The organism is Enterobacter sp. KB-280D8 (genome assembly GCF_041399405.1).
GTDB classification, from domain to species: Bacteria; Pseudomonadota; Gammaproteobacteria; order Enterobacterales; family Enterobacteriaceae; genus Enterobacter; species Enterobacter cloacae_N.
Map to the genome: position 1 here is coordinate 42186 of NZ_JBGKEC010000010.1, position 20364 is coordinate 62549.

Sequence of the window (20364 nt, forward strand, 5' to 3'; positions counted from 1 at the left end):
GTGGAAAAGACGGGGATAATCACGCTACCTCTGGCGTTTAGGCGAAGATGTCCACGGCACCGTTACCGCGCGCCGCGGATTGCAGGGCGGCAGGAACCGGCAGGAGCTCATCGCTCTCTTCATTAAAACCGCCGTGCTGGCCGGAACGCGAGGCCTGATGCTGCTGGGATGAAGACTGCTGCTGACCGGCGAAACTCTCGCTGCTGACGCTGCTCTGAGAAAGCTGAATGCCGTTCTCCGCCAGCGAGGTCCGCAGGACCGGCAGCGCGGCCTCCAGCGCTGCGCGCACATGGCTGTGCGCAGAGACCATCTGCAGCTGTGCCTGGTTGTCGTCCAGCTTAAGCGAGATTTGCACCTGGCCCAGATCTTCCGGGTGCAGGCGCAGCTCCGCCGTCTGCTGGCCCTGCTTAGTGAACAGGGTGATGTGCTGGCTCAGGGACTGTTGCCATTCGTGGGTGCCCAGAGGCTGGCTTAGCACCGGCGCGGTGGCAACGGTGGCGGCTGGCTGGCTGATAGCATGGCTGGACATAATCGGTGCCAGGGTCGCGGTTGGCGAAGATGACGAGGAAGAACTGGCGAACTCCTGCTTCTCTGCGGCCGCGGCCACGACCGGCGTGGCAGGCGCGTTGCCTGAGAGATCGGGACCGTTGTTTTTCGCCTGGCTCTGGTAGGACGCAGAAAGCTGCGCTTTGTCATGGCTTCCCGCAGGCGCGTTCAGGGACGGCTGGCCTGCACCGTTTGGCGAAAGCGTTGCTGAATTCAGCGCTGAGGGAGCGGAAACGCCGTCGCTGCCAGCCGCACGAGAGGCGGTAGTCTGCTGGTGCGGCAGCATCGCCATCAGCGCGCTTAACCCGGCCAGCTCTTCTTCGCTCAGTTCGCTTTGACCGTCATCTTTGCCGTTGGCCGCAGTGAGCGTCTTCAGCGCGTCGCCCTTTGACAGCGGCACCAGCCCGGAAACCAGGGTTTCAAGCGGCGCGGACTCGGTCGTTTCAACGCCATTCAGCGCAGGCTGACGCGCGAGCAGATCGGCAATTTTGGCCTGCAGAGCGGTATCGCCTTTGGCTTCCAGCGCAACTTTCGACAGCTTGCCGCCTGCGGCTTTCAGGTCCGCCAGGGTGAGCGGCGCATCGTTACCTTTGCCCGTTGCGTCCGTCAGGGCGCTCGCCAGCAGGGAGAGAAAGTCTTGCGCACCCTCGGTGCCTTTCCCTGTTTGCATCCCGCCTGACAGGTCGGTGTCGCTCATCAGCAGTTGTTGCAGTGTGATCATTCCGGTTTCCTCATTGATGCGCGCTGGGCAAACTCATCCATTTTCTTCTGATCCAGGCGGTTTTCCGCCAGGGTCGAGGCTGCAATCTGCCGGTCCTGTAAGGTTTGCCAGGCCTGCAGCCTCTGTTTTTTCTCGCGCCAGAAATTCAGCGCGGTATCGACTTTTTGGGTCCACTGGTTTAGCTGCTGACGGTGCTGCTCTATCGCCTTTTCCAGCGTCTGGATAAACTGCTGATAGTTAATCCAGCGCTGGCTGCCAATGCCCTGCGTCATATCGGTATTGAGGTTGGTGCGATATTCATGCTGATAGTCGATTAACATCTTCAACTGTTCTTCAGCCTGCTGGCACCCGCGTCGCATTGCGCCAAGCTGCAATGCGGCATCATCAACTTCTTTTTCAGCCAGATCTTTCAGCGTTGATAACGCGCTGTTTTGCGCCATGACCTTCGCCCTCCACCTGTGTTACACCTGCGGGAAAATTAGCTCCAGCGCCTGGATTGAATCTTCCCAGTCGGCACGTTCAAAAATGCCCTGTTGTAAAAATGCCTCCAGCTGCGGCCACAGGCTAATCGCCTTGTCGAGCATCGGGTCGCTGCCTTTGGCATACGCCCCCACGCTGACCAGATCGCGGTTGCGCTGGAAGCTGGAAAGCAGTTGTTTAAAGTTACGCACGCGGGCGTAGTGCTTCTCGGTAATCAACGCCGTCATCGCACGGCTGATGGACGCTTCAATATCAATCGCCGGGTAGTGCCCGGCTTCGGCCAGGCGGCGCGACAGCACGATATGGCCATCCAGGATCGCGCGTGCGGAGTCGGCAATCGGGTCCTGCTGATCGTCGCCCTCGGTCAGTACCGTATAGAACGCGGTGATAGAGCCGCCGCCGCTGATGCCGTTCCCCGCACGCTCGACCAGCGCCGGAAGTTTGGCAAAGACCGAAGGCGGATAGCCTTTGGTCGCCGGCGGCTCGCCGATAGCCAGCGCGATTTCACGCTGCGCCATCGCGTAGCGGGTGAGGGAGTCCATGATCAGCAGCACGTGCTTGCCGCGGTCACGAAAATCTTCGGCGATACGGGTGGCGTAGGCGGCACCCTGCATACGCAGCAGCGGCGACACGTCCGCCGGTGCGGCAATAACCACCGAGCGGGCGCGGCCTTCCGCACCCAGGATATTTTCGATGAAATCTTTTACTTCGCGACCACGCTCGCCAATCAGCCCCACGACGATCACGTCGGCCTGGGTATAGCGCGCCATCATGCCGAGCAGGACGGATTTCCCGACACCTGATCCGGCAAACAGACCCATGCGCTGCCCGCGACCTACGGTGAGCAGGGCGTTAATCGGACGCACGCCGGTATCCAGCACGTGCTCAATAGGGGTACGCTGCAGGGGATTGAACGGCTGAGTGATCAGCGCGCCGGTTTCGGTGGTGTCCGGCGCGGGCAGGCCATCAAGCGGCTTCCCGCTGCCGTCCAGCACGCGGCCCAGCAGGGCAGGGCCAAGCGGCAGCTGTTTCCCGCTTTGCAGCCCGTCGCCGCTGATATTCTTCGCATAGACGCGCGCGCCGGGCAGAATGCCTTCCACCTCTTCAAGCGGCATCAGGAACAGGCGCTGGCCGTTAAATCCGACCACTTCGCTTTCGACTTCACGCGTCTCCTGACCATCCTGACGCTCAATGACGCAGGTTGCCCCCAGCGGAAGCTGCAGGCCGGTGGCCTCAAGTACCAGACCGGTGGCGCGCGTCAGTCGCCCATAACGACGAACGGATGGCAGCTGTGCCATCTTCGTCTCAAAGTTGTCGAGCGTGGTGAGCCAGCGGGTGAGGCGCGCGGTCATCAGACGACTCCCGGTGCCGCCAGGCGGCACAGTTCCTGCCAGCGGGTGGCGACGCTGGCATCCAGGTCGCCTTCATCGGCAGAGACTTTGCATCCGCCGTGGTGTAATGACGGGTCGCCGCGCAGACGCCAGCCGTGCAGGCTAAGCGTTGCGCCCAGGCTCTCTTCAACGCGCTGCAGATCGTCCGGGTGGACGCGCAGCTGCGGTTTGCCGCTGAACAGCGGCTCCTGCTGAAGCAGACCCTGAATTTGTTTGATCAGCGCGGTGTTATCCACCACGGGCGTCTGGCCGATAACCTGACGCGCCGCTTCCAGCGCCATCTGCATCAGACGCGAGGCAATCACGCTGTCCAGCGCGTCCAGCGTGTGCTGGAACTCGCTGACCAGCTGCTGCATGCGGGCATGGATCGGCGCCTGCTGCTGGCGCGCCTGATCGATGCCGTGCTCCAGCCCTTTCGCCAGACCTTCCTGGTACCCCAGATCGTGACCCTTCTGGCGGCCCTCGTTCAGGCCAGCATTGTAGCCCTGCTCGTGCGCCTGCATTTGCAGCTGCGCCAGCATCTGCGCTTGCTGCTCTTCTTCGCTCAGCTCAGGCTGTTCGACGTCCGCGTCGGGCTCTGCGGGCGAAACCACCGCGGGCGAGAATTCGGCAAGGGGAGGGGCCAGATCGTCCGGGGTCCAGCGCTTCCACGACAGCTCATTAGACATAGGTGTCGTCTCCGCTGCCAATCACCATCTCGCCGGTTTCCGCCAGACGACGAACAATAAGCAGGATCGCTTTCTGCTCGTTTTCCACCTGAGACAGACGCACCGGGCCACGGTTGGCAAGGTCGTCGCGCAGGATATCGGCCGCACGCTGAGACATGTTGCGCAGGAACTTCTCGCGCAGAGGCTGCTCGGCACCTTTGAGGGCAATAAGCAGCGACTCGGAGTCCACTTCCTGGAGCAGACGCTGGATGCTGCGATCGTCCACTTCGACCAGGTTTTCGAACAGGAACATCTCGTCGATAATTTTTTGCGCCAGCTCGCCGTCGAATTCGCGAACCGCCGTAATGACCGCCTCTTCCTGCTGCGTTTTCATCAGGTTGATGATTTCCGCCGCCGTTCTCACGCCGCCCATTTTGCTGCGCTTGAGGTTCTGACCGTCGAGCAGGTTGTTCAGCACTTCGGTCAGCTCCGCCAGCGCGGCCGGCTGGACGCCGCCGAAGGTCGCGATACGCAGCATCACGTCGTGACGCAGACGCTCCTCGAACAGGGCCAGAATATCGGCAGCCTGGCCACGTTTGAGGTGAACCAGGATGGTGGCGATAATCTGCGGGTGCTCGTCGCGAATAAGGTCGGCGGCACTCTGCGGCTCCATAAAGTTAAGCGTTTCGATACCGCTGGCGGTATCGCGCGTTTCCAGAATATCTTCCAGCAGGCTGGCCGCGCGCTCTTCGCCCAGCGCCTTGACCAGCACGGAGCGCAGGTAGTCGTTGGCGTTGACGTTGAGCGCCGCAAACTGTTCGGCTTCCTGCTCAAATTCCGACAGCACCTCGGTCAGCTGCTTGTTGGAGATCTGACGCACGTTGGCCATCGCCGCACTGAGAATTTGCACTTCTCTCTGGGAGAGGTGCTTAAACACCTCTGCCGCGCGGTCTTCGCCAATGGTCATCAGCAGGATGACGCTTTTATCGGTGCCCGTAAGCGTATTACTCATGTTCGTTACCCATCCACTGGCGGATGACCAGCGCCACGACGCGCGGATCGTTATCTGACATTTCGCGAATGCGCTGGCTCATGACCTCGGCGCCCATGCGCTGGTTAGCACGACGCTGCTGCATCTGTTCATCTTTGCTGAGGCGAACTTCAACCGCTTCTTCCGTTTCCTGACGCGCAGACATCTGTTCGCGAGCCACTTTTTCGGCTTCTGCGCGGCGCTGAAGCTGAGGGCGTACGCCCTTACGCCACAGCAGCCACGCAACAATCAGCACCAGCAGCCAGCGTCCTGCGGACATCAGCTGGTCGATAAACGCCTGCTGTTGCCAGAACGGCAGCTCGCCGCCGGTCTCTTCAACCGAGTTGAACGGTGAGTTGACCACGTTGAGAGTATCGCCGCGCTTCTCGGAGTAACCCATCGCTTCACGGGTCAGGTTTTCAATCTGCTTCATCTGCTCGGCGGTCAGCGGCAGCGGTTTGCCATCCGCCAGCGTTTTGTAGTTCACCACCACCGCAACGGAAAGACGCTGAATATCGCCCACGTTCAGTTTAGTGTGGCGGATCGTCCGATCCACTTCGTAGTTCGTGGTTTCGTTGCGGCTGCTGGAGCGCGGGCCTGCGTTACTGGTCGTTGAGGTGGTCTGCTGATTATTTTGCTGACCGTTCTGCTGATTGGCCGGTGGCGTGGAAATCGGCGCCGCGTTAGCCGGAGCAGGCTGGTTAGAGAGCGCGCCCGGCACGCCGCCAGGGTAAGCCCCACCCACCTGTTCGCTGGAGTTGATCTGACGTGAACGCATCACCGCCTGAGCCGCATCGCCGTTCGGGCTGTATTGCTCTTCGGTTTGTTCTTTATTAGAGAAGTCAATCTGCGCGGTCACCTGGGCATGCACGTTACTGTTGCCCACTACCGGGCCGAGGATAGCTTCGATGCGGCGCTGGAGACGGCTTTCAACGTCGGCGGCGTATTTCAGCTGCGCGTCGTTCAGGTCACGCCCGGCGGTATTGGATTGGGTCAGCAGATGTCCGCTTTGGTCCACCAGCGTTACGTTACCCGGCGGCAGACCGGCGACGGCGCTGGAGACGAGATGCGTCACCGCGCTGATTTGCCCTTCGTCCAGCGCGCGGCCAGGCTCAAGGTTCACGGTAACGGAAGCCGAAGGGGATTTCTGTTCACGAACGAATAAAGAAGGTTTAGGCATCGCCAGGTGCACGCGGGCACTCTTCACCGGGCCTAACGTTTCAATGGTGCGGGCCAGCTCGCCTTCCAGCGCACGCTGGTAGTTCACCTGCTCGCTGAACTGGCTGATACCAAACTTTTCCTGATCCAGCAGCTCAAAACCGACCGCGCCGCCCTTTGGCAGGCCCTGCTGTGCCAGACGCAGACGAAGCTCGTGCACCTTATCTGCCGGCACCTCAAGCGCACCGCCATTATCGGCAAAGCGATAAGGGATATTCATCTGGGTAAGCTGGGTGACGATGGCGCCGCCATCCTGATCGGAAAGGTTGCTGTAGAGCGTGCGGTAATCAGGGCTTTTCGCCCATAAAACCATCGCTACAAGGATCGCAATTGCGGCAGCGCCTGCCACGATCAACGGGATTTTAGGATTCGCGCGAAGGCGGTTCATCCACTCGAGTGATTTATTTTGTGGCGCTGTCGATGCTGCTGCACTCATTGCGCACCTCTTAAATCCTGGTGGTTTACGTTATTCGTGTAGAGAAACAAAACTGACTCCCGGGTCGGCAAACACGACAAAAGTTCCATATTGATGGCCCTGCCATTATTTGACGATTCCGGATTTTCTATGCGTCAAATAACCTGGTTTTTTCACGCTATTTACCGCCATTATCTTATTGACAAGCTGTTAGTCTTGACCGCGTAAAAAACCATCCAGGGGAGAGTCATGGCTATACAGGGCATTGAAGGGGTAATCAGTCAGTTGCAGGCAACGGCGATGACGGCCCGTAATCAGAATGTGGCAGAACAACAGCCGACCATCAGCTTTGCGGGACAACTGCACGCCGCTCTTGACCGTATCAGCGATACCCAGACCGCTGCGCGTACGCAGGCGGAGAAGTTTACCCTCGGCGAGCCGGGCGTGGCGCTGAACGATGTGATGACCGATTTGCAAAAAGCCTCGGTTTCTATCCAGATGGGGATCCAGGTGCGTAACAAGCTGGTGTCGGCGTATCAGGAAGTGATGGGGATGCAGGTTTAAGCCCCGTCGATCTTCGCTGGCGGCCTCTGCGCTTTAATGCCACAATATTTTTTTCTTCGAATGCAGGAAAGATGATGAAAAAAATAGCAATTGCTGGCGCGCTGCTGGCACTGACCGGGTGCGTTCAGGTCGATAACTATAATGATGTGATCAAGCATCCCGTCCCGGCGAACCTGGCGGGGTACTGGCAGTCGAAAGGGCCGCAGAGCAGCCTGGTCAGCCCTGAAGCGATTGCCACACTGGTGGTCACGGAAGAGGGCGATACGCTGGACTGTCGCCAGTGGCAGCGCGTGATTGCCGTGCCGGGTAAGATCATGCTGCGCTCAGACAGCTATTACAACGTTACCCGCAAGCTGGATATCTATCCGCTGGATCGCGACGGCTCAACGCTGGAGTATGACGGGATGGAGTTGCAAAAGGTTGACCGCCCAACGGTGGAATGTGCTGATTATCTGAGCAAGAATCCGCTGGAAAGTAAACTGCCCTAAGGGTAAAAGCAAAACGGCAACCTCGTTGCCGTTTTTGGTGTTTGCTCCCTCTCCCTGTGGGAGAGGGACGGGGTGAGGGCATCAGGCCGCACGTTTCCCGTTCTACAACGCATCCTCAATCACCCACACGCTAACGCTTCCCCCTTTGCAGGTAAAGGTGCCTTCGCCATCCGCCGCGGTGGTGACCGTTTCTTCACGGTTGCCGAGAAAATCCCGCCACGTTTTGTTGCCGTAGTTTTCCCCCAGGCAAATCACCTTCTCGCCGTCGTCACCGTTCGACATGACCACCACGCAGCCGGGATCGTCCTCGGTGCCGCTGCGGCTGAAAGCGATGCAGTTTGGATGGTCAAAAAACAGCGTCTGCACGCCGTGGGCAAAGCGCTGGCGGGCAAGGATCAACTCGTGGAGCTGCTCAATAACCGGCATGTCGATGTGATAGGTCTCGCCATCGCCTCCCGTATCGTCATAGCTGGCGCCGAACAGATCCGGATAGAAAACGCTCGGCACGCCGTTTTCCCGCAGCAGGATCAGCGCATACGCCAGCGGTTTAAACCAGGCATCCACCGGCGCTTCCAGCGCCTGTAGAGGCTGCGTGTCATGGTTAGCGACGAGGGTGACCGCATGAAACGGATCGGCCTCCACCAGCGTGCCGGTGAAGATTTGGCTCATGTCGTAATCCCGACCCTGACGTGACGCTTCGTGGAATTTCATCTGCAGGGGGGCATCAAAGAGCATGGTTTTACCGTCGACCTGGTCAATATAGGCCTGCAGTTTGTCCACCTCGTGGGACCAGTATTCCGCCACGATAAATAACGGCTGTTCGGCAACTTCCTGTACGTGCTCAATCCACTCTTTATAAAACCAGGCCGGAATATGCTTGACGGCGTCCAGACGAAAACCGTCGCAGCGCGTCTGTTCCATGACCCAGCGGGCCCAGTATTTGATCTCCTCGGTGACGGCGTGATTGCGAAAGTCGATATTTTCGCCCATCAGGTAATCGAAGTTACCCATCTCATCGTCGACCTGGTCGTTCCAGCCTTCGCCGGTGTAGTCGTTGACGATTTTAAAGATGCCGTCTTCATCGGGATTCTCAATATGGTCGACGCCGCTGAAGCATTTGTAATCCCAGATAAACTGCGAATATTGCCCGGCGCGGGCAGGGAAGGTGTAGCGTGTCCACGCTTCGCACTCGACGATCTCATCATCGATTTGCGTGCGATCCTGCTCGTTCACGCGCTGAACACGGACAGGCTCTTTCTCATCTGCCCCCATTTTGTGGTTCACCACCACGTCCAGCAGTACGGCAATGTCGTTGCTTTTAAGGGCGTCGATGGCCTCCAGCAGCTGCGCTTTGTCACCGTACTTTGTGGCGATACTGCCTTTCTGATCAAACTCGCCGAGGTCGAATAGATCGTAACAGTCATAGCCAACCGAATACCCGCCGGAAGCACCTTTATAGGCGGGAGGCAGCCAGATCATATTGATGCCGATTTCATTAAGATTGGGGGCTAACGCCGTGACTTCTCGCCACAATTCACCGCCAGCGGGGTAATACCAGTGAAAGCATTGTAACAGGGTGGGGTTTTTCATCGTCCGTGCTCCAGAAGCCATTTGGCAGACTTCTGGAGTATGGATGAAGAAATCATAATTGTGTGTCGCGGGTAACACTTTCTGGATAAAGAATATTCCCTGACAGCTTTCCATAGGTAGAGGTGATGGATTGCTGTTTACCGGTCTGATCGATGAGATTACGCAGTTCGTCCATCCGTACTTTCAGCAGGGCCTTTAACGTATTCTCATTGTCGAGGATCATCTCCAGCAGCGCACGCGCTTGCTCAACCTGAGCCGGGGGGCATGACATGATGGGTGTTTGCGAAATCTTTTCCACCAGTTGAACGTAATGCATTTCCTGCTCAATAAGCGCATCCCATTGACCAGAATGTGCGAGATTTAGCATAGCAATGCTCTGAGCATGTAACGCCTGCCAGTGGCTAAGCGCTGCGCTGGGATTATTCATCAAAATTATCCTGAAATAGAGGACGCATTGGGGCCGATTTGCTTCCACGCATCCGCAATGTTGTTTAATAAACCCTCGACTTCAACAATTGCGTCTACGTCGTTACTGACGTTCGCCAGTAATAAACGTCGAACCATATATTCGTACAAGGAGGCAAGATTACTGGACAGATCGCTCTCAACCTCCATGTTCAGTCCTGCTTTTAAACCGTTGTCAATGATGTTAATGGCTTTCGATAACGCTTCGCCTTTTTCACGAATTTGTCCGGCTTCCATGAACAAACGCGCGCGGACGAGGGCGCTCTGCGCCCCGTCGAACAACATGACAATCAGCTGGTGTGGACTGGCATTCATAACAGCGCTTTCTACTCCTATCTGCTGATAGGATTGAACACCAGAGGTCTTATACATATCCACTCCTGAAGGCTACGACTATTTTTGTGAGAACTGTTGGGTCAGGTAGTTGGCCGTACTGGTCATTTTGGTAACTAATACGTCCAGGCTGGTGAACTGCGCTTTGTAACGCGCCATGGTCGCATCAATAGAGGCTTCCATAGAATCGTAACGTTCGCCCAGGGTTTTCAGCGTTTTGTTAATACCGTCTTTCGCGTTCTGGATCACACCCGCGCTGCCGGTGCTGGTGCTGAGCATGGTGGTCAGCGTGTTGTTCATCTGGGTCGCCAGACCGGTTTTCTTTCCGTCACCGATAAAGTACTGCTGTACGGCGGTCGGGTTGTCGGTCAGCGCTTTTTTCAGCTTATCGGTATCCACCTTCAGGTTACCGACCGTACCGTCTGCGCCTTTCACTGGATCCTGGGTAATCCCGAGTTGAGCCATGATCTGAACGGAGCCGGCCTGCACTTCGGTCAGCAGACCGCGCAGCTGAGACTGGATCCCGCGCACATTTGCATCACCGACAAGCGCGCCGTTGCTGGCTGACTGGCCGCCAGCGCCAGCGTCGACCGGCACATATTTGGTCAGGCTATTAATGGTGGACTGCAGCGAGTTATACGCGGTTACCCAGTCCGTTACGGCTTTCTGGTTCGCATCCGTGGCGCGCGTCACTTCCAGCATTTCATCCGCTTTACTTTCTGCCTTCACGGTGAAGGTCATGCCGGGCAGCGCATCGGAGATGGTATTCGATTGACGCTCAATCTTGATGTCGTTCACGACGACAATCGCGTTCTGTGCCGCGGTATTTACCGTCAGCGCGCCGGTTTTGGCGGTTGAGTCGTAGCCGATGGCGCTTTGCAGCTTGTCGTCCCCGGTTACGCTGATGGTCATCTCGCCATCCGTACCGGTGGTTTTCGATGACAGCATCAGGCGATAATCGCCGTCTTTCGCCTTGATTACGCTGGCGGTGACGTTGCCGTTCGCTTTATTGATCGCGCTCGCGATCCCGGCCAGCGACGTATCGCCATCGGCCAGGTTCACCTCTAAAGGCGTTTTTGTACCCGGCTGGGTAATCGTAATTTTACGCGTCGTGCCGGTCGTATCGCCCAGCAGCTCCGTGTTGGTGGTATAGGAGCCCGTCGTGAGCGCCTGTGCTTTTGCCACCTGGTTGACGTTAACCACATAAGAGCCGACGGATGCGTCAGCGGTAGTGGTTGCCGTAAAGGCCGTGTTGGTGCTGCTTACGGCAGTTGAGTTCCATGTGGTCGCTTTACCCAGCGCAGCGGTCGCAGTCTGCAGCGAGGTCATGGCACTCTGCAGCTTGCCGTACGCGCTCAACTGTGCGTTATACGTTGATTGCTGGGTAGTAATCGTCGTCAGCTTGGTTCTTTCTGCTGCGTCCAACTGATTATATAAATCCCCGAGTCCTGCAGAACCTATCCCGAGGTTACTGATAGTAGCCATGTATATTTTCCTTAAATACGAAAGTAGTTCAGGACTCTTATCGGCCTCGAATAGTAAAAGTTTACGATGGCGAGAAAAAAATAATCCAAAGAATAGGCATGTCCTGGCGCGGTAAATGAAACGATTGCACTTTGGGACGATTTTTTAGCGCGTCAATAACACGGATAAATGTGTGCCTTTTTTGGCATATTCCACGTAATAAAAAGACCTAAATAATAACCTTATGATAAATCTTAATTGATTTTTTAAAAATAAAATCGTTAATAATCATTTGGTTATAATTTTTTCGAAATTGATTCTAAAGTCTTTTCGGGACCCGTCGATAACCTTGTTGACGGTGAGAGACGCTGTGAGTGTTAGGCACCGGACCTAAAACCCAATTTTTGAAGGAAAGAAAATTATGGCAGTTATCAATACTAACCTGTTGTCCCTGACTACTCAGAACAACCTGAACAAATCTCAGTCTTCTCTGGGCACTGCTATTGAGCGTCTGTCTTCAGGTCTGCGTATCAACAGCGCGAAAGACGATGCCGCTGGCCAGGCGATTGCAAACCGCATGACCGCTCAGATCAAAGGTATGACTCAGGCTGCACGTAACGCCAACGACGGTATCTCCATGGCGCAGACCGCTGAAGGTTCCCTGAACGAAATCAACAACAACCTGCAGCGCGTTCGTGAACTGGCTGTTCAGGCAAGCAACGGCACCAACAGCACCTCTGACCTGGCATCTCTGCAGGATGAAGTTACCGCTCGTCTGGCTGAAATCAACCGTGTTGCCAGCAAAACCGACTTCAACGGCATCAAACTGCTGGATGGTTCTGCTGGTACTGCTGGTGTGGTTAAAATTCAGGTTGGCGTAAACGACGGCGACACCATCGATCTGGATCTGAGCGGTGCTAAAGCTGACACCACCACTCTGGGTGTGAACGCAATCGACCTGAAAGCAATGACTGCTACCGATCTGGACACCATTGACAAAGCAATCGCTAAAGTTGATACCGCTCGTTCCGGTCTGGGTGCTGTGCAGAACCGCTTCACTTCTGCAATCAACAACCTGAACAACACCTCTAACAACCTGTCTGCTGCTCAGTCCCGTATCCAGGACGCTGACTACGCAACTGAAGTTTCCAACATGTCCCGCGCGCAGATCCTGCAGCAGGCTGGTACTTCTGTTCTGTCTCAGGCAAACCAGGTTCCACAGACCGTTCTGTCTCTGCTGCGTTAATATTACGCATCAAACCCCGCTTCGGCGGGGTTTTTTTGTCTCTGAATTTTGAGGATCCGCCCGTGAAACAGATCGTTATTACCCAGCCTAAACTGGTCGCAGATTTTTCCTGTGTCGGTGGGGAATGTCGTGAACATTGTTGTCAGGGCTGGACCATCGCGTTTGATAAATCCTCCGTTAACCGCTATCTGAACAGTAAAAATACCGCCATTCGTCACACGGCGAAAACGGCGATAAAAGTCACAAAAAAACAGTATGGCAACTGGGGCGAAGTGATTTTCCATACGGAAAGTAAAAATTGCCCGTTTATGGATACGGAAAAGCTCTGTTCTATTCATAGCGCCATGGGGGCTCAGGCGTTAAGCCCAACCTGTTCGACATTCCCACGGACAAACCGCGTCTATAAAACCGAAATTGAAAAATCGCTCAATCTCTCGTGTCCGGAAGTCACCCGACTGCTGTTGAACGATCGGGCGTCGATGTCGATGATGGAGTCCATCAGCGTTCAGCAGGACGTTAATAATGCGCCAGCTATGGATTTGAAGATTAAGGTCATCAATCTTTTCTGCCAGAACCTATTTAGCGTTGAGGCGGTGAGCGTTGAAGAACAAGTTTATGCCGTGGTGAAATTCCTCATGGTGGCTGAAAAGCTCGAAAATCTGGAAGAGAATATCGGCACGCTCGAAACGGTTTATTTTTCGCTGGTGAACGAGCTGGTGAGCGGTAAAATCAAGAAGGAGTTAGGCGGGTTTAATCAGAACTACAGCCTGAAATTCGCGTTAATCTCGCTCATCCAAAGTTACTTTACGAAGAAAGCGACGGCCCGCGGTGGCGCCGTATTAAACCGTTATTTTGACCAGCTTTATCAACAGTTTGAATCTGTCGATGACACCGTTTCGGCAGAAAAGGTCATGGAAAACATCGAGTCCGTGTGGCGCGATGTGGCGGGCGGTTACCTGACGGAAAACGATCACCTGTTTAAGAACTTTTTTAAATACAAGCTCTGGGAGCAGGGCTTCCCGCAGAGCAACGGCCGCAGCATGTTGAATAATCTCTATTTAATCGTCGCGGAGTTCTATTTCCTCAAATCGCTGCTTGCCGGTCACGCCATCGCGGCGGGGAAAATTGAACAAGACAATATTATTGACGTTATTTACAGCTTCCACTCCCTGAGCCAGCATAATCAGGAAGCAGGAAAGCTCTTTCATCAACATATAGATAGCGTCAAATTGGGCGACGATATCTCATTGCTGCAACTGTTAATTTAGCCAGAAAAGTTGCCCCTGATGCGGGCAACCTCAGAATAACCTCACTTTATCCCCCTTTTTCATCCAATTGAACGCCCTGCAGAATCGGATAATCATGCCGATAACTCAACTAACGCAGGGCTGTTTATCGTGAATTCACTCTATACCGCTGAAGGTGTAATGGATAAACACTCGCTGTGGCAGCGTTATGTCCCGCTGGTGCGTCACGAAGCATTGCGCCTCCAGGTGCGCTTGCCGGCGAGCGTGGAACTTGACGATCTGCTACAGGCGGGCGGTATCGGGTTATTGAATGCAGTTGACCGATACGACGCTCTGCAAGGAACGGCATTTACGACTTACGCAGTTCAGCGTATTCGTGGTGCGATGCTGGACGAGCTGCGCAGCCGCGACTGGGTGCCGCGCAGCGTTCGCCGCAACGCGCGCGAAGTGGCGCATGCGATGGGGCAGCTGGAACAGGAACTGGGACGCAACGCAACGGAAACCGAAGTGGCGGAACGTCTTGGCATTGCTGTTGAAGAGTATCGTCAGATGTTGCTCGATACCAATAATAGCCAACTCTTCTCCTATGACGAGTGGCGCGAAGAGCATGGCGATAGCATCGAGCTGGTGACGGACGAGCACCAGCAGGAAAACCCGTTACACCATTTAATGGAAGGGAATTTACGCCAGCGCGTAATGGAAGCGATTGAGGCTCTGCCTGAGCGCGAACAGCTGGTGTTGACCCTTTATTACCAGGAAGAGCTTAATCTCAAAGAGATTGGCGCGGTTCTGGAGGTGGGGGAGTCGCGGGTTAGCCAGCTGCACAGCCAGGCCATTAAACGCTTACGAACCAAGCTGGGTAAGTTATAGGTGATTCAATCACCCGAAAAATGCCGCACAACGTATTGACAACCAGGAGTTATCATGACGGTGCAGCAATCTAAAAGACGGCCTTTAAGCCGCTACCTGAAAGACTTTAAACACAGCCAGACGCATTGCGCCCACTGTAACAAATTACTCGATCGTATCACGCTGGTTCGCCGCGGCGAGATCGTGAATAAAATCGCAATCTCTCGCCTCGACACGTTAATGGATGAAGCCGCGTGGCTCGAAGAGCAAAAAGAGTGGGTGGCGCTTTGCCGTTTCTGTGGCGATCTTCACTGCAAAGAGCAAAGCGACTTCTTCGACATCATCGGCTTCAAGCAGTTTCTGTTCGAACAAACGGAGATGAGCCACGGCACCGTGCGCGAATATGTGGTTCGCCTGCGCCGCCTTGGTCAGCATCTGACCGTTAACAATATCTCTCGCGATCTGCTCAAGACTGGTTATCTGGATGAAAATCTGGAGCCGTGGCTGCCTGCAACCAGCACCAACAACTACCGTATTGCGCTGCGCAAGTATGCGCAATATAAGGTGCAAATGCCGGGTTCCGTGAAGCAGAAAGCGCTCGCCGGAACAACTTCTGATATATATTAAAAAAGAATAAGATGTAGCGCAGTCGCCTTTGACGTTGCAGGCGATTTCTCTACACTACGTAAAAATTCCACTATATCGGGGTATTTATGAAATTTGCACTTCTGGGTCGTCAGGCGCTGATGGGAGTTATGGCCGTCGCGCTGGTTGCGGGCATGAGCGTAAAAACGTTCGCCGCAGAAAACCTGCTGAATAAAGTAAAAGAGCGCGGCACGCTGCTGGTTGGGCTGGAAGGAACCTATCCTCCGTTCAGTTTCCAGGGTGATGACGGCAAACTCACCGGTTTTGAAGTGGAATTTGCAGAAGAACTGGCGAAACACCTCGGCGTTAAGGCCTCGCTGAAACCGACCAAATGGGACGGTATGCTGGCTTCGCTGGACTCCAAACGCATTGACGTGGTGATTAACCAGGTGACCATTTCTGACGAGCGTAAGAAGAAGTATGACTTCTCCACGCCGTACACCGTGTCCGGTATTCAGGCGCTGGTGAAGAAAGGTAACGAAGGCTCCATCAAAACGGCTGCCGATCTGAAAGGCAAAAAAGTTGGCGTCGGTCTGGGAACCAACTACGAAGAGTGGCTGCGCCAGAACGTTCAGGGTGTGGATATCCGCACTTATGATGATGACCCGACGAAATATCAGGACCTGCGCGTAGGCCGTATCGACGCCATTCTGGTTGACCGTCTGGCCGCTTTGGATCTGGTGAAGAAAACCAACAATACCCTCGCGGTAGCGGGTGATGCGTTCTCTCGTCAGGAATCCGGCGTGGCCGTTCGTAAAGGCAATGAGGATCTGGTGAAAGCCATTGATTCCGCGATTGCTGACATGCAGAAAGACGGCAGCCTGAAGGCGCTGTCTGAGAAGTGGTTCGGGGCAGACGTCACCAAATAAGTCGGTGACGTGAAAAAAAGGCGCTTTCAAAAGCGCCTTTTTTATTTCTTACGCGTCTGCGTGCATAATGAAAAATATCACATTTTGTCTGAGTTACCGGAGAATCCATGTCACTACAGAATCTAACGCGCTTTCCCCGTCTGGAGTTTATCGGTGCGCCGACGCCGCTGGAGTACCTGCCGCGACTTTCTGATTATCTGGGACGCGATATTTTTATTAAGCGCGATGACGTGACGCCGATGGCGATGGGCGGCAATAAGCTGCGCAAGCTGGAGTTTCTGGCGGCTGACGCGCTGCGCGAAGGGGCGGACACGCTGATCACCGCCGGGGCCATTCAGTCTAACCACGTTCGTCAGACGGCGGCCGTGGCGGCAAAGCTCGGGCTTCACTGCGTGGCCCTGCTGGAAAACCCGATAGGTACGCAGGCGGAAAACTATCTGACCAACGGTAACCGTCTGCTGCTGGATCTGTTTAACGTGCAGGTGGAGATGGTGGATGCGTTGACCGACCCGACCTCGCAGCTTAACGAACTGGCCACGCGTCTGGAAGCGCAGGGTTTCCGTCCCTACGTTATTCCCGTCGGTGGTTCGAATGCGCTGGGCGCGCTGGGGTATGTGGAAAGTGCGCTGGAAATTGCGCAGCAGTGCGAGGGCGCCGTTAGCCTCTCGTCGGTGGTCGTCGCGTCCGGAAGCGCGGGCACGCATGCCGGGCTGGCGGTGGGGCTTGAACAGCTGCTGCCGGAGGTTGAGCTGATTGGCGTGACGGTGTCCCGCAGCGTCGCGGACCAGAAGCCAAAAGTAGTGACTCTGCAACAGGCGGTGGCAGAGCAGCTGGAGCTGAAGGCCAGGGCCGAGATCCGGCTTTGGGATGACTATTTTGCACCGGGTTACGGGACGCCTAACGAAGAGGGGATGGAAGCAGTTAAGCTGCTGGCGCGCCTTGAGGGTATACTGCTCGATCCGGTCTACACGGGCAAAGCGATGGCCGGGCTTATCGATGGCATTGCGCAGAAACGCTTTAAGGATGAAGGGCCGATTTTATTTGTGCACACCGGCGGGGCGCCCGCGCTGTTTGCTTATCATCCTCATGTCTAAAAATCAGGTCGAAAAATAATAATGCAAGAAAGTATTCAACTGGTTATTGATTCGCTGCCGTTCCTGCTGAAAGGTGCGGTATTTACGTTACAGCTCAGTATCGGCGGGATGTTCTTCGGGCTGGTGCTGGGTTTTATTCTGGCCTTAATGCGCATGTCGCCCATCCTGCCGGTACGCTGGCTGGCGCGCTTTTATATCTCCGTGTTTCGCGGTACGCCGCTCATCGCCCAGCTCTTTATGATCTACTACGGTTTACCGCAGTTCGGGATCGAGCTGGATCCGATCCCGGCGGCAATGATTGGGCTGTCGCTCAATACGGCGGCCTATACCTCCGAAACCCTCCGCGCGGCGATCTCGTCAATTGATAAAGGCCAGTGGGAAGCGGCGGCCAGTATTGGGATGACGCCGTGGCAGACGCTGCGTCGCGCGATTCTGCCGCAGGCTGCACGGGTAGCGCTTCCGCCGCTGAGCAACAGCTTCATCAGCCTGGTGAAAGACACCTCACTCGCAGCAACCATTCAGGTGCCGGAGCTGTTCCGTCAGGCGCAGCTCATTACCTCACGCACCCTTGAAGTTTTCACCATGTATCTGGCCGCCTCGCTGATCTACTGGGTGATGGCGACGGTGTTGTCCGCGCTGCAAAACTATTTTGAAAACCAGCTTAACCGCCAGGAGCGTGATCCAAAATGAGTGCTATCGACGTTAAAAACCTGGTGAAAAAATTCCACGGGCAAACGGTGCTCCACGGGATCGACCTGGAAGTTGAGCAGGGCGAAGTAGTGGCGATTATTGGCCCGAGCGGATCGGGTAAAACTACGCTGCTGCGCAGTATCAACCTGCTTGAACAGCCGGAAGGGGGCACCATTCGGGTTGGGGAGATAACGATTGATACCGGTAAATCCATCAGCCAGCAGAAAGGGTTGATTCGCCGCCTGCGTCAGCATGTTGGCTTTGTGTTCCAGAGCTTCAACCTTTTCCCGCACCGCACGGTGCTGGAGAATATTATTGAAGGACCGGTCATAGTAAAAGGTGAGCCAAAAGAAGAAGCGACGGCTCGCGCGCGCGAATTGCTCGCCAAAGTCGGGCTGGCAGGTAAAGAAACCAGCTATCCGCGCCGCCTGTCGGGGGGGCAACAGCAGCGCGTGGCGATAGCGCGGGCGCTGGCGATGCGGCCTGATGTGATCCTCTTTGATGAACCGACCTCCGCGCTCGATCCCGAGCTGGTGGGTGAGGTGCTGAACACCATCCGCCAGCTGGCGCAGGAAAAACGCACCATGGTCATCGTGACGCATGAGATGAGCTTTGCGCGCGATGTGGCGGACAGGGCCATCTTTATGGACCAGGGGCGAATTGTGGAGCAGGGACCGGCGAAAAGCTTATTTGCTAATCCTCAGCAGCCGCGAACCCGTCAGTTCCTGGAAAAATTCCTCATGCAGTAGCATTTCTGCACTGATTTGCTCCAGAAACTTTCTCTGGAGCAAATTATTCTCGCTCTACTCCTTAAACGATGTTCTTTTATTCCGCCCGGCCAGAATAGCCCTTATCTATAGCGCAGTTGCACTATTGCCGATATTTTGTAGTTAGAAATAAGTTTTATGTGTTAGTTTATATTCACCATAATAATGATTATCTTTTCAGAGGCTTCTTTTAGTAAGTATGAAGGATTCAGACTTTTTCACCTGGCGACGGGATTGCTCCCTCCGGTTTCAGGAATTGACCTGTGCCGCCGAGGTATATCAGGAACTTCAGCGACAAACTCAGGCGCTGGAATTCGATTATTACGCACTCTGTGTGCGCCATCCCGTGCCGTTTACGCGACCTAAAATTTCTGTGTATGCCACTTATCCGCAGCAGTGGCTGGCGCAATATCAATCAGCGAACTATTTCACCATCGATCCGGTGCTTAAGCCGGAGAATTTCATTCAGGGGCATTTACCCTGGACGGACGCATTATTCGCGGATGCTCAGGAATTATGGAGCAGTGCGCAGGACTTCGGCTTACGTTCGGGAATAACGCAGTGTCTGATGCTGCCTAATCATGCGCTCGGCTTCCTCTCTGTTTCTCGTACTAGCGTGCAGGAAGGACCATTTGCCGGCGAGGAAATAGAGCTGCGGCTTCAGATGCTGGTGCAAATGGCATTAACCGCGCTGTTGCGTTTTGAAGATGAGATGGTTATGCCGCCTGAGATGAAATTCAGCAAACGCGAACGAGAAATTCTGAAATGGACTGCGGAAGGGAAGACGTCTGCGGAAATAGCGATCATTCTCTCTATTTCAGAGAATACGGTTAACTTCCATCAGAAGAATATGCAGAAAAAATTTAATGCGCCAAACAAGACGCAGATAGCCTGTTACGCGGCGGCTACGGGATTGATCTGATTAGAGAGTACGTTCTGCGTGACAGACGAGTGGACGGCTGAATGCACTGCATCCAGCCGTTTTTTGTTACTGGCGGTACGCTTGTTTGATTTGCTTAACGGTGTTAGCAAATACGGCCGATTCCGCCTGGTCTTCCATCTGCGCGATTTGTTTTTCCATTTTAATGATCACACGACCAGCGTCAGCCTGGCCCATCGCCTGCAGCATCAGCGTTAGCAGCGCTTTCAGGCAGTTTACTTCCTGTGCCAGTTCCTGGTTATTCTCCGCAGTGGCAAATTCAGGTGTGCTCATTTATTTTCCTCATTATTAAACGGCGCTAAAGCGCGACGACGAAAGTCAAGGCGGCGGAGTATACCACAAGCTGCAGCAAAAAATGCAGCGGTTGTTTTTCGTACTTTTACGTCGGTGTTTATTTGCGTAAACGCAGCCAGACGGTAAACTGATGCTCTGGTACGGCTATTAATTGTTTGCGCCTGGTTTACTTGCCGTTAATTATTGTTACAAAAATTTGAGGACAGTTTTTCCGCGAGAAAAACATGCAAGCTTTTTGTAACTTTTTGAATACAGATGCTTAAAAAAAGCCGGAAAAGCTCTGATGGCAGGGCTCTCTTTCCATGGACTGTACAGGCTAATTTCCAAAAACGAGACCAAAATCGAATGGCCGATTTTTTAACGTTTTAATC

The 20364-nt window shown here is 54.9% G+C and carries 22 protein-coding genes; 11 read left to right on the forward strand and 11 right to left on the reverse strand.

Going from position 1 to position 20364, the window contains the following annotated elements; genetic code table 11:
• Positions 1-37: 37 nt before the first annotated feature.
• Genes fliK through fliF form a run of 6 tightly spaced genes read right to left on the reverse strand, consistent with a single transcriptional unit; the run spans position 38 to position 6469 of the window.
• Positions 38-1267 (reverse strand): flagellar hook length control protein FliK, encoded by a 1230-nt coding sequence (gene fliK, locus AB8818_RS19705; protein ID WP_192984972.1) that lies wholly within the window; start codon positions 1265-1267, stop codon positions 38-40.
• Positions 1264-1707, reverse strand: coding sequence for a flagellar export protein FliJ (gene fliJ / locus AB8818_RS19710; RefSeq protein WP_006811155.1), 444 nt, complete (start codon positions 1705-1707; stop codon positions 1264-1266). The genes fliK and fliJ overlap by 4 nt, the downstream gene beginning before the upstream one ends.
• A gap of 21 nt (positions 1708-1728) precedes the next feature.
• Positions 1729-3099 (reverse strand): flagellar protein export ATPase FliI, encoded by a 1371-nt coding sequence (fliI, locus tag AB8818_RS19715; RefSeq protein WP_023330814.1) that lies wholly within the window; start codon positions 3097-3099, stop codon positions 1729-1731.
• The gene (gene fliH, locus AB8818_RS19720; RefSeq protein ID WP_163329831.1) at positions 3099-3806 is read right to left on the reverse strand and encodes a flagellar assembly protein FliH; all 708 of its coding nucleotides are present in this window, start codon (positions 3804-3806) and stop codon (positions 3099-3101) included. The genes fliI and fliH overlap by 1 nt, the downstream gene beginning before the upstream one ends.
• Positions 3799-4797, reverse strand: a complete 999-nt coding sequence (gene fliG / locus AB8818_RS19725; RefSeq protein WP_008500327.1) for a flagellar motor switch protein FliG — start codon at positions 4795-4797, stop codon at positions 3799-3801. Before fliG ends, fliH begins: the two co-directional genes overlap by 8 nt.
• A complete protein-coding gene (gene fliF, locus AB8818_RS19730; protein WP_116338975.1) occupies positions 4790-6469 on the reverse strand; it encodes a flagellar basal-body MS-ring/collar protein FliF in 1680 nt (559 codons plus the stop codon). The genes fliG and fliF overlap by 8 nt, the downstream gene beginning before the upstream one ends.
• A 228-nt stretch (positions 6470-6697) precedes the next feature.
• Here fliF and fliE point away from each other — a divergent pair, with 228 nt between their 5' ends.
• Positions 6698-7012, forward strand: a complete 315-nt coding sequence (fliE, locus tag AB8818_RS19735) for a flagellar hook-basal body complex protein FliE (protein WP_028013699.1) — start codon at positions 6698-6700, stop codon at positions 7010-7012.
• Between the two features lie 74 nt (positions 7013-7086).
• Positions 7087-7500, forward strand: a complete 414-nt coding sequence (gene yedD, locus AB8818_RS19740) for a lipoprotein YedD (RefSeq protein ID WP_163329832.1) — start codon at positions 7087-7089, stop codon at positions 7498-7500.
• A gap of 102 nt (positions 7501-7602) precedes the next feature.
• On the opposite strand, the gene amyA is transcribed toward yedD, so the two are convergent.
• Genes amyA through fliD form a run of 4 tightly spaced genes read right to left on the reverse strand, consistent with a single transcriptional unit; the run spans position 7603 to position 11373 of the window.
• Complete coding sequence (gene amyA, locus AB8818_RS19745; protein WP_192984974.1) at positions 7603-9090, reverse strand: alpha-amylase; 1488 nt, start codon at positions 9088-9090, stop codon at positions 7603-7605.
• A gap of 52 nt (positions 9091-9142) precedes the next feature.
• A complete protein-coding gene (gene fliT / locus AB8818_RS19750; RefSeq protein ID WP_116338981.1) occupies positions 9143-9517 on the reverse strand; it encodes a flagella biosynthesis regulatory protein FliT in 375 nt (124 codons plus the stop codon).
• Positions 9518-9522: 5 nt separating this feature from the next.
• Positions 9523-9927 (reverse strand): flagellar export chaperone FliS, encoded by a 405-nt coding sequence (gene fliS, locus AB8818_RS19755; RefSeq protein ID WP_116338983.1) that lies wholly within the window; start codon positions 9925-9927, stop codon positions 9523-9525.
• Between the two features lie 21 nt (positions 9928-9948).
• A complete protein-coding gene (fliD, locus tag AB8818_RS19760; RefSeq protein WP_166711605.1) occupies positions 9949-11373 on the reverse strand; it encodes a flagellar filament capping protein FliD in 1425 nt (474 codons plus the stop codon).
• Positions 11374-11773: 400 nt separating this feature from the next.
• Between fliD and AB8818_RS19765 the strand changes: the two genes are divergently transcribed.
• The 9 genes from AB8818_RS19765 (at position 11774) to sdiA (ending at position 19681) form a co-directional block, all read left to right on the forward strand.
• On the forward strand, positions 11774-12598 hold the full coding sequence (locus AB8818_RS19765; protein ID WP_047362882.1) for a flagellin: 825 nt from the start codon (positions 11774-11776) through the stop codon (positions 12596-12598).
• A gap of 62 nt (positions 12599-12660) precedes the next feature.
• A complete protein-coding gene (fliB, locus tag AB8818_RS19770) occupies positions 12661-13866 on the forward strand; it encodes a flagellin lysine-N-methylase (protein WP_192984975.1) in 1206 nt (401 codons plus the stop codon).
• Between the two features lie 129 nt (positions 13867-13995).
• Positions 13996-14715: an RNA polymerase sigma factor FliA gene (locus AB8818_RS19775; RefSeq protein WP_014170714.1), complete on the forward strand. Its 720-nt coding sequence runs from the start codon at positions 13996-13998 to the stop codon at positions 14713-14715.
• Between the two features lie 54 nt (positions 14716-14769).
• On the forward strand, positions 14770-15321 hold the full coding sequence (gene fliZ, locus AB8818_RS19780) for a flagella biosynthesis regulatory protein FliZ (protein WP_061097767.1): 552 nt from the start codon (positions 14770-14772) through the stop codon (positions 15319-15321).
• A gap of 86 nt (positions 15322-15407) precedes the next feature.
• Positions 15408-16208 carry a cystine ABC transporter substrate-binding protein gene (tcyJ, locus tag AB8818_RS19785; protein ID WP_047652374.1) on the forward strand — a complete coding sequence of 267 codons (801 nt, stop codon included), beginning with the start codon at positions 15408-15410 and terminating at the stop codon, positions 16206-16208.
• A gap of 107 nt (positions 16209-16315) precedes the next feature.
• The gene (gene dcyD, locus AB8818_RS19790) at positions 16316-17302 is read left to right on the forward strand and encodes a D-cysteine desulfhydrase (protein ID WP_116338991.1); all 987 of its coding nucleotides are present in this window, start codon (positions 16316-16318) and stop codon (positions 17300-17302) included.
• Positions 17303-17323: 21 nt separating this feature from the next.
• On the forward strand, positions 17324-17992 hold the full coding sequence (gene tcyL / locus AB8818_RS19795) for a cystine ABC transporter permease (RefSeq protein WP_163329837.1): 669 nt from the start codon (positions 17324-17326) through the stop codon (positions 17990-17992).
• Entirely contained in the window at positions 17989-18741 is a 753-nt protein-coding gene (gene tcyN / locus AB8818_RS19800; protein ID WP_041909387.1) for an L-cystine ABC transporter ATP-binding protein TcyN, read from the forward strand. The genes tcyL and tcyN overlap by 4 nt, the downstream gene beginning before the upstream one ends.
• Positions 18742-18958: 217 nt before the next feature.
• Entirely contained in the window at positions 18959-19681 is a 723-nt protein-coding gene (sdiA, locus tag AB8818_RS19805; protein ID WP_116338997.1) for a transcriptional regulator SdiA, read from the forward strand.
• Between the two features lie 66 nt (positions 19682-19747).
• On the opposite strand, the gene AB8818_RS19810 is transcribed toward sdiA, so the two are convergent.
• Positions 19748-19972, reverse strand: a complete 225-nt coding sequence (locus tag AB8818_RS19810; protein WP_014832453.1) for a DUF2594 family protein — start codon at positions 19970-19972, stop codon at positions 19748-19750.
• Between the last annotated feature and the right edge of the window lie 392 nt (positions 19973-20364).

Excerpts from the sequence above, each read along its gene's own strand:
- fliK (WP_192984972.1), bottom strand. The coding sequence starts at position 1,267 with ATGATCACACTGCAACAACTGCTGATGAGCGACACCGACCTGTCAGGC.
- fliJ (WP_006811155.1), bottom strand. The coding sequence starts at position 1,707 with ATGGCGCAAAACAGCGCGTTATCAACGCTGAAAGATCTGGCTGAAAAA.
- fliI (WP_023330814.1), bottom strand. The coding sequence starts at position 3,099 with ATGACCGCGCGCCTCACCCGCTGGCTCACCACGCTCGACAACTTTGAG.
- fliH (WP_163329831.1), bottom strand. The coding sequence starts at position 3,806 with ATGTCTAATGAGCTGTCGTGGAAGCGCTGGACCCCGGACGATCTGGCC.
- fliG (WP_008500327.1), bottom strand. The coding sequence starts at position 4,797 with ATGAGTAATACGCTTACGGGCACCGATAAAAGCGTCATCCTGCTGATG.
- fliF (WP_116338975.1), bottom strand. The coding sequence starts at position 6,469 with ATGAGTGCAGCAGCATCGACAGCGCCACAAAATAAATCACTCGAGTGG.
- fliE (WP_028013699.1), top strand. The coding sequence starts at position 6,698 with ATGGCTATACAGGGCATTGAAGGGGTAATCAGTCAGTTGCAGGCAACG.
- yedD (WP_163329832.1), top strand. The coding sequence starts at position 7,087 with ATGAAAAAAATAGCAATTGCTGGCGCGCTGCTGGCACTGACCGGGTGC.
- amyA (WP_192984974.1), bottom strand. The coding sequence starts at position 9,090 with ATGAAAAACCCCACCCTGTTACAATGCTTTCACTGGTATTACCCCGCT.
- fliT (WP_116338981.1), bottom strand. The coding sequence starts at position 9,517 with ATGAATAATCCCAGCGCAGCGCTTAGCCACTGGCAGGCGTTACATGCT.
- fliS (WP_116338983.1), bottom strand. The coding sequence starts at position 9,927 with ATGTATAAGACCTCTGGTGTTCAATCCTATCAGCAGATAGGAGTAGAA.
- fliD (WP_166711605.1), bottom strand. The coding sequence starts at position 11,373 with ATGGCTACTATCAGTAACCTCGGGATAGGTTCTGCAGGACTCGGGGAT.
- AB8818_RS19765 (WP_047362882.1), top strand. The coding sequence starts at position 11,774 with ATGGCAGTTATCAATACTAACCTGTTGTCCCTGACTACTCAGAACAAC.
- fliZ (WP_061097767.1), top strand. The coding sequence starts at position 14,770 with ATGACGGTGCAGCAATCTAAAAGACGGCCTTTAAGCCGCTACCTGAAA.
- tcyJ (WP_047652374.1), top strand. The coding sequence starts at position 15,408 with ATGAAATTTGCACTTCTGGGTCGTCAGGCGCTGATGGGAGTTATGGCC.
- dcyD (WP_116338991.1), top strand. The coding sequence starts at position 16,316 with ATGTCACTACAGAATCTAACGCGCTTTCCCCGTCTGGAGTTTATCGGT.
- tcyL (WP_163329837.1), top strand. The coding sequence starts at position 17,324 with ATGCAAGAAAGTATTCAACTGGTTATTGATTCGCTGCCGTTCCTGCTG.
- tcyN (WP_041909387.1), top strand. The coding sequence starts at position 17,989 with ATGAGTGCTATCGACGTTAAAAACCTGGTGAAAAAATTCCACGGGCAA.
- sdiA (WP_116338997.1), top strand. The coding sequence starts at position 18,959 with ATGAAGGATTCAGACTTTTTCACCTGGCGACGGGATTGCTCCCTCCGG.
- AB8818_RS19810 (WP_014832453.1), bottom strand. The coding sequence starts at position 19,972 with ATGAGCACACCTGAATTTGCCACTGCGGAGAATAACCAGGAACTGGCA.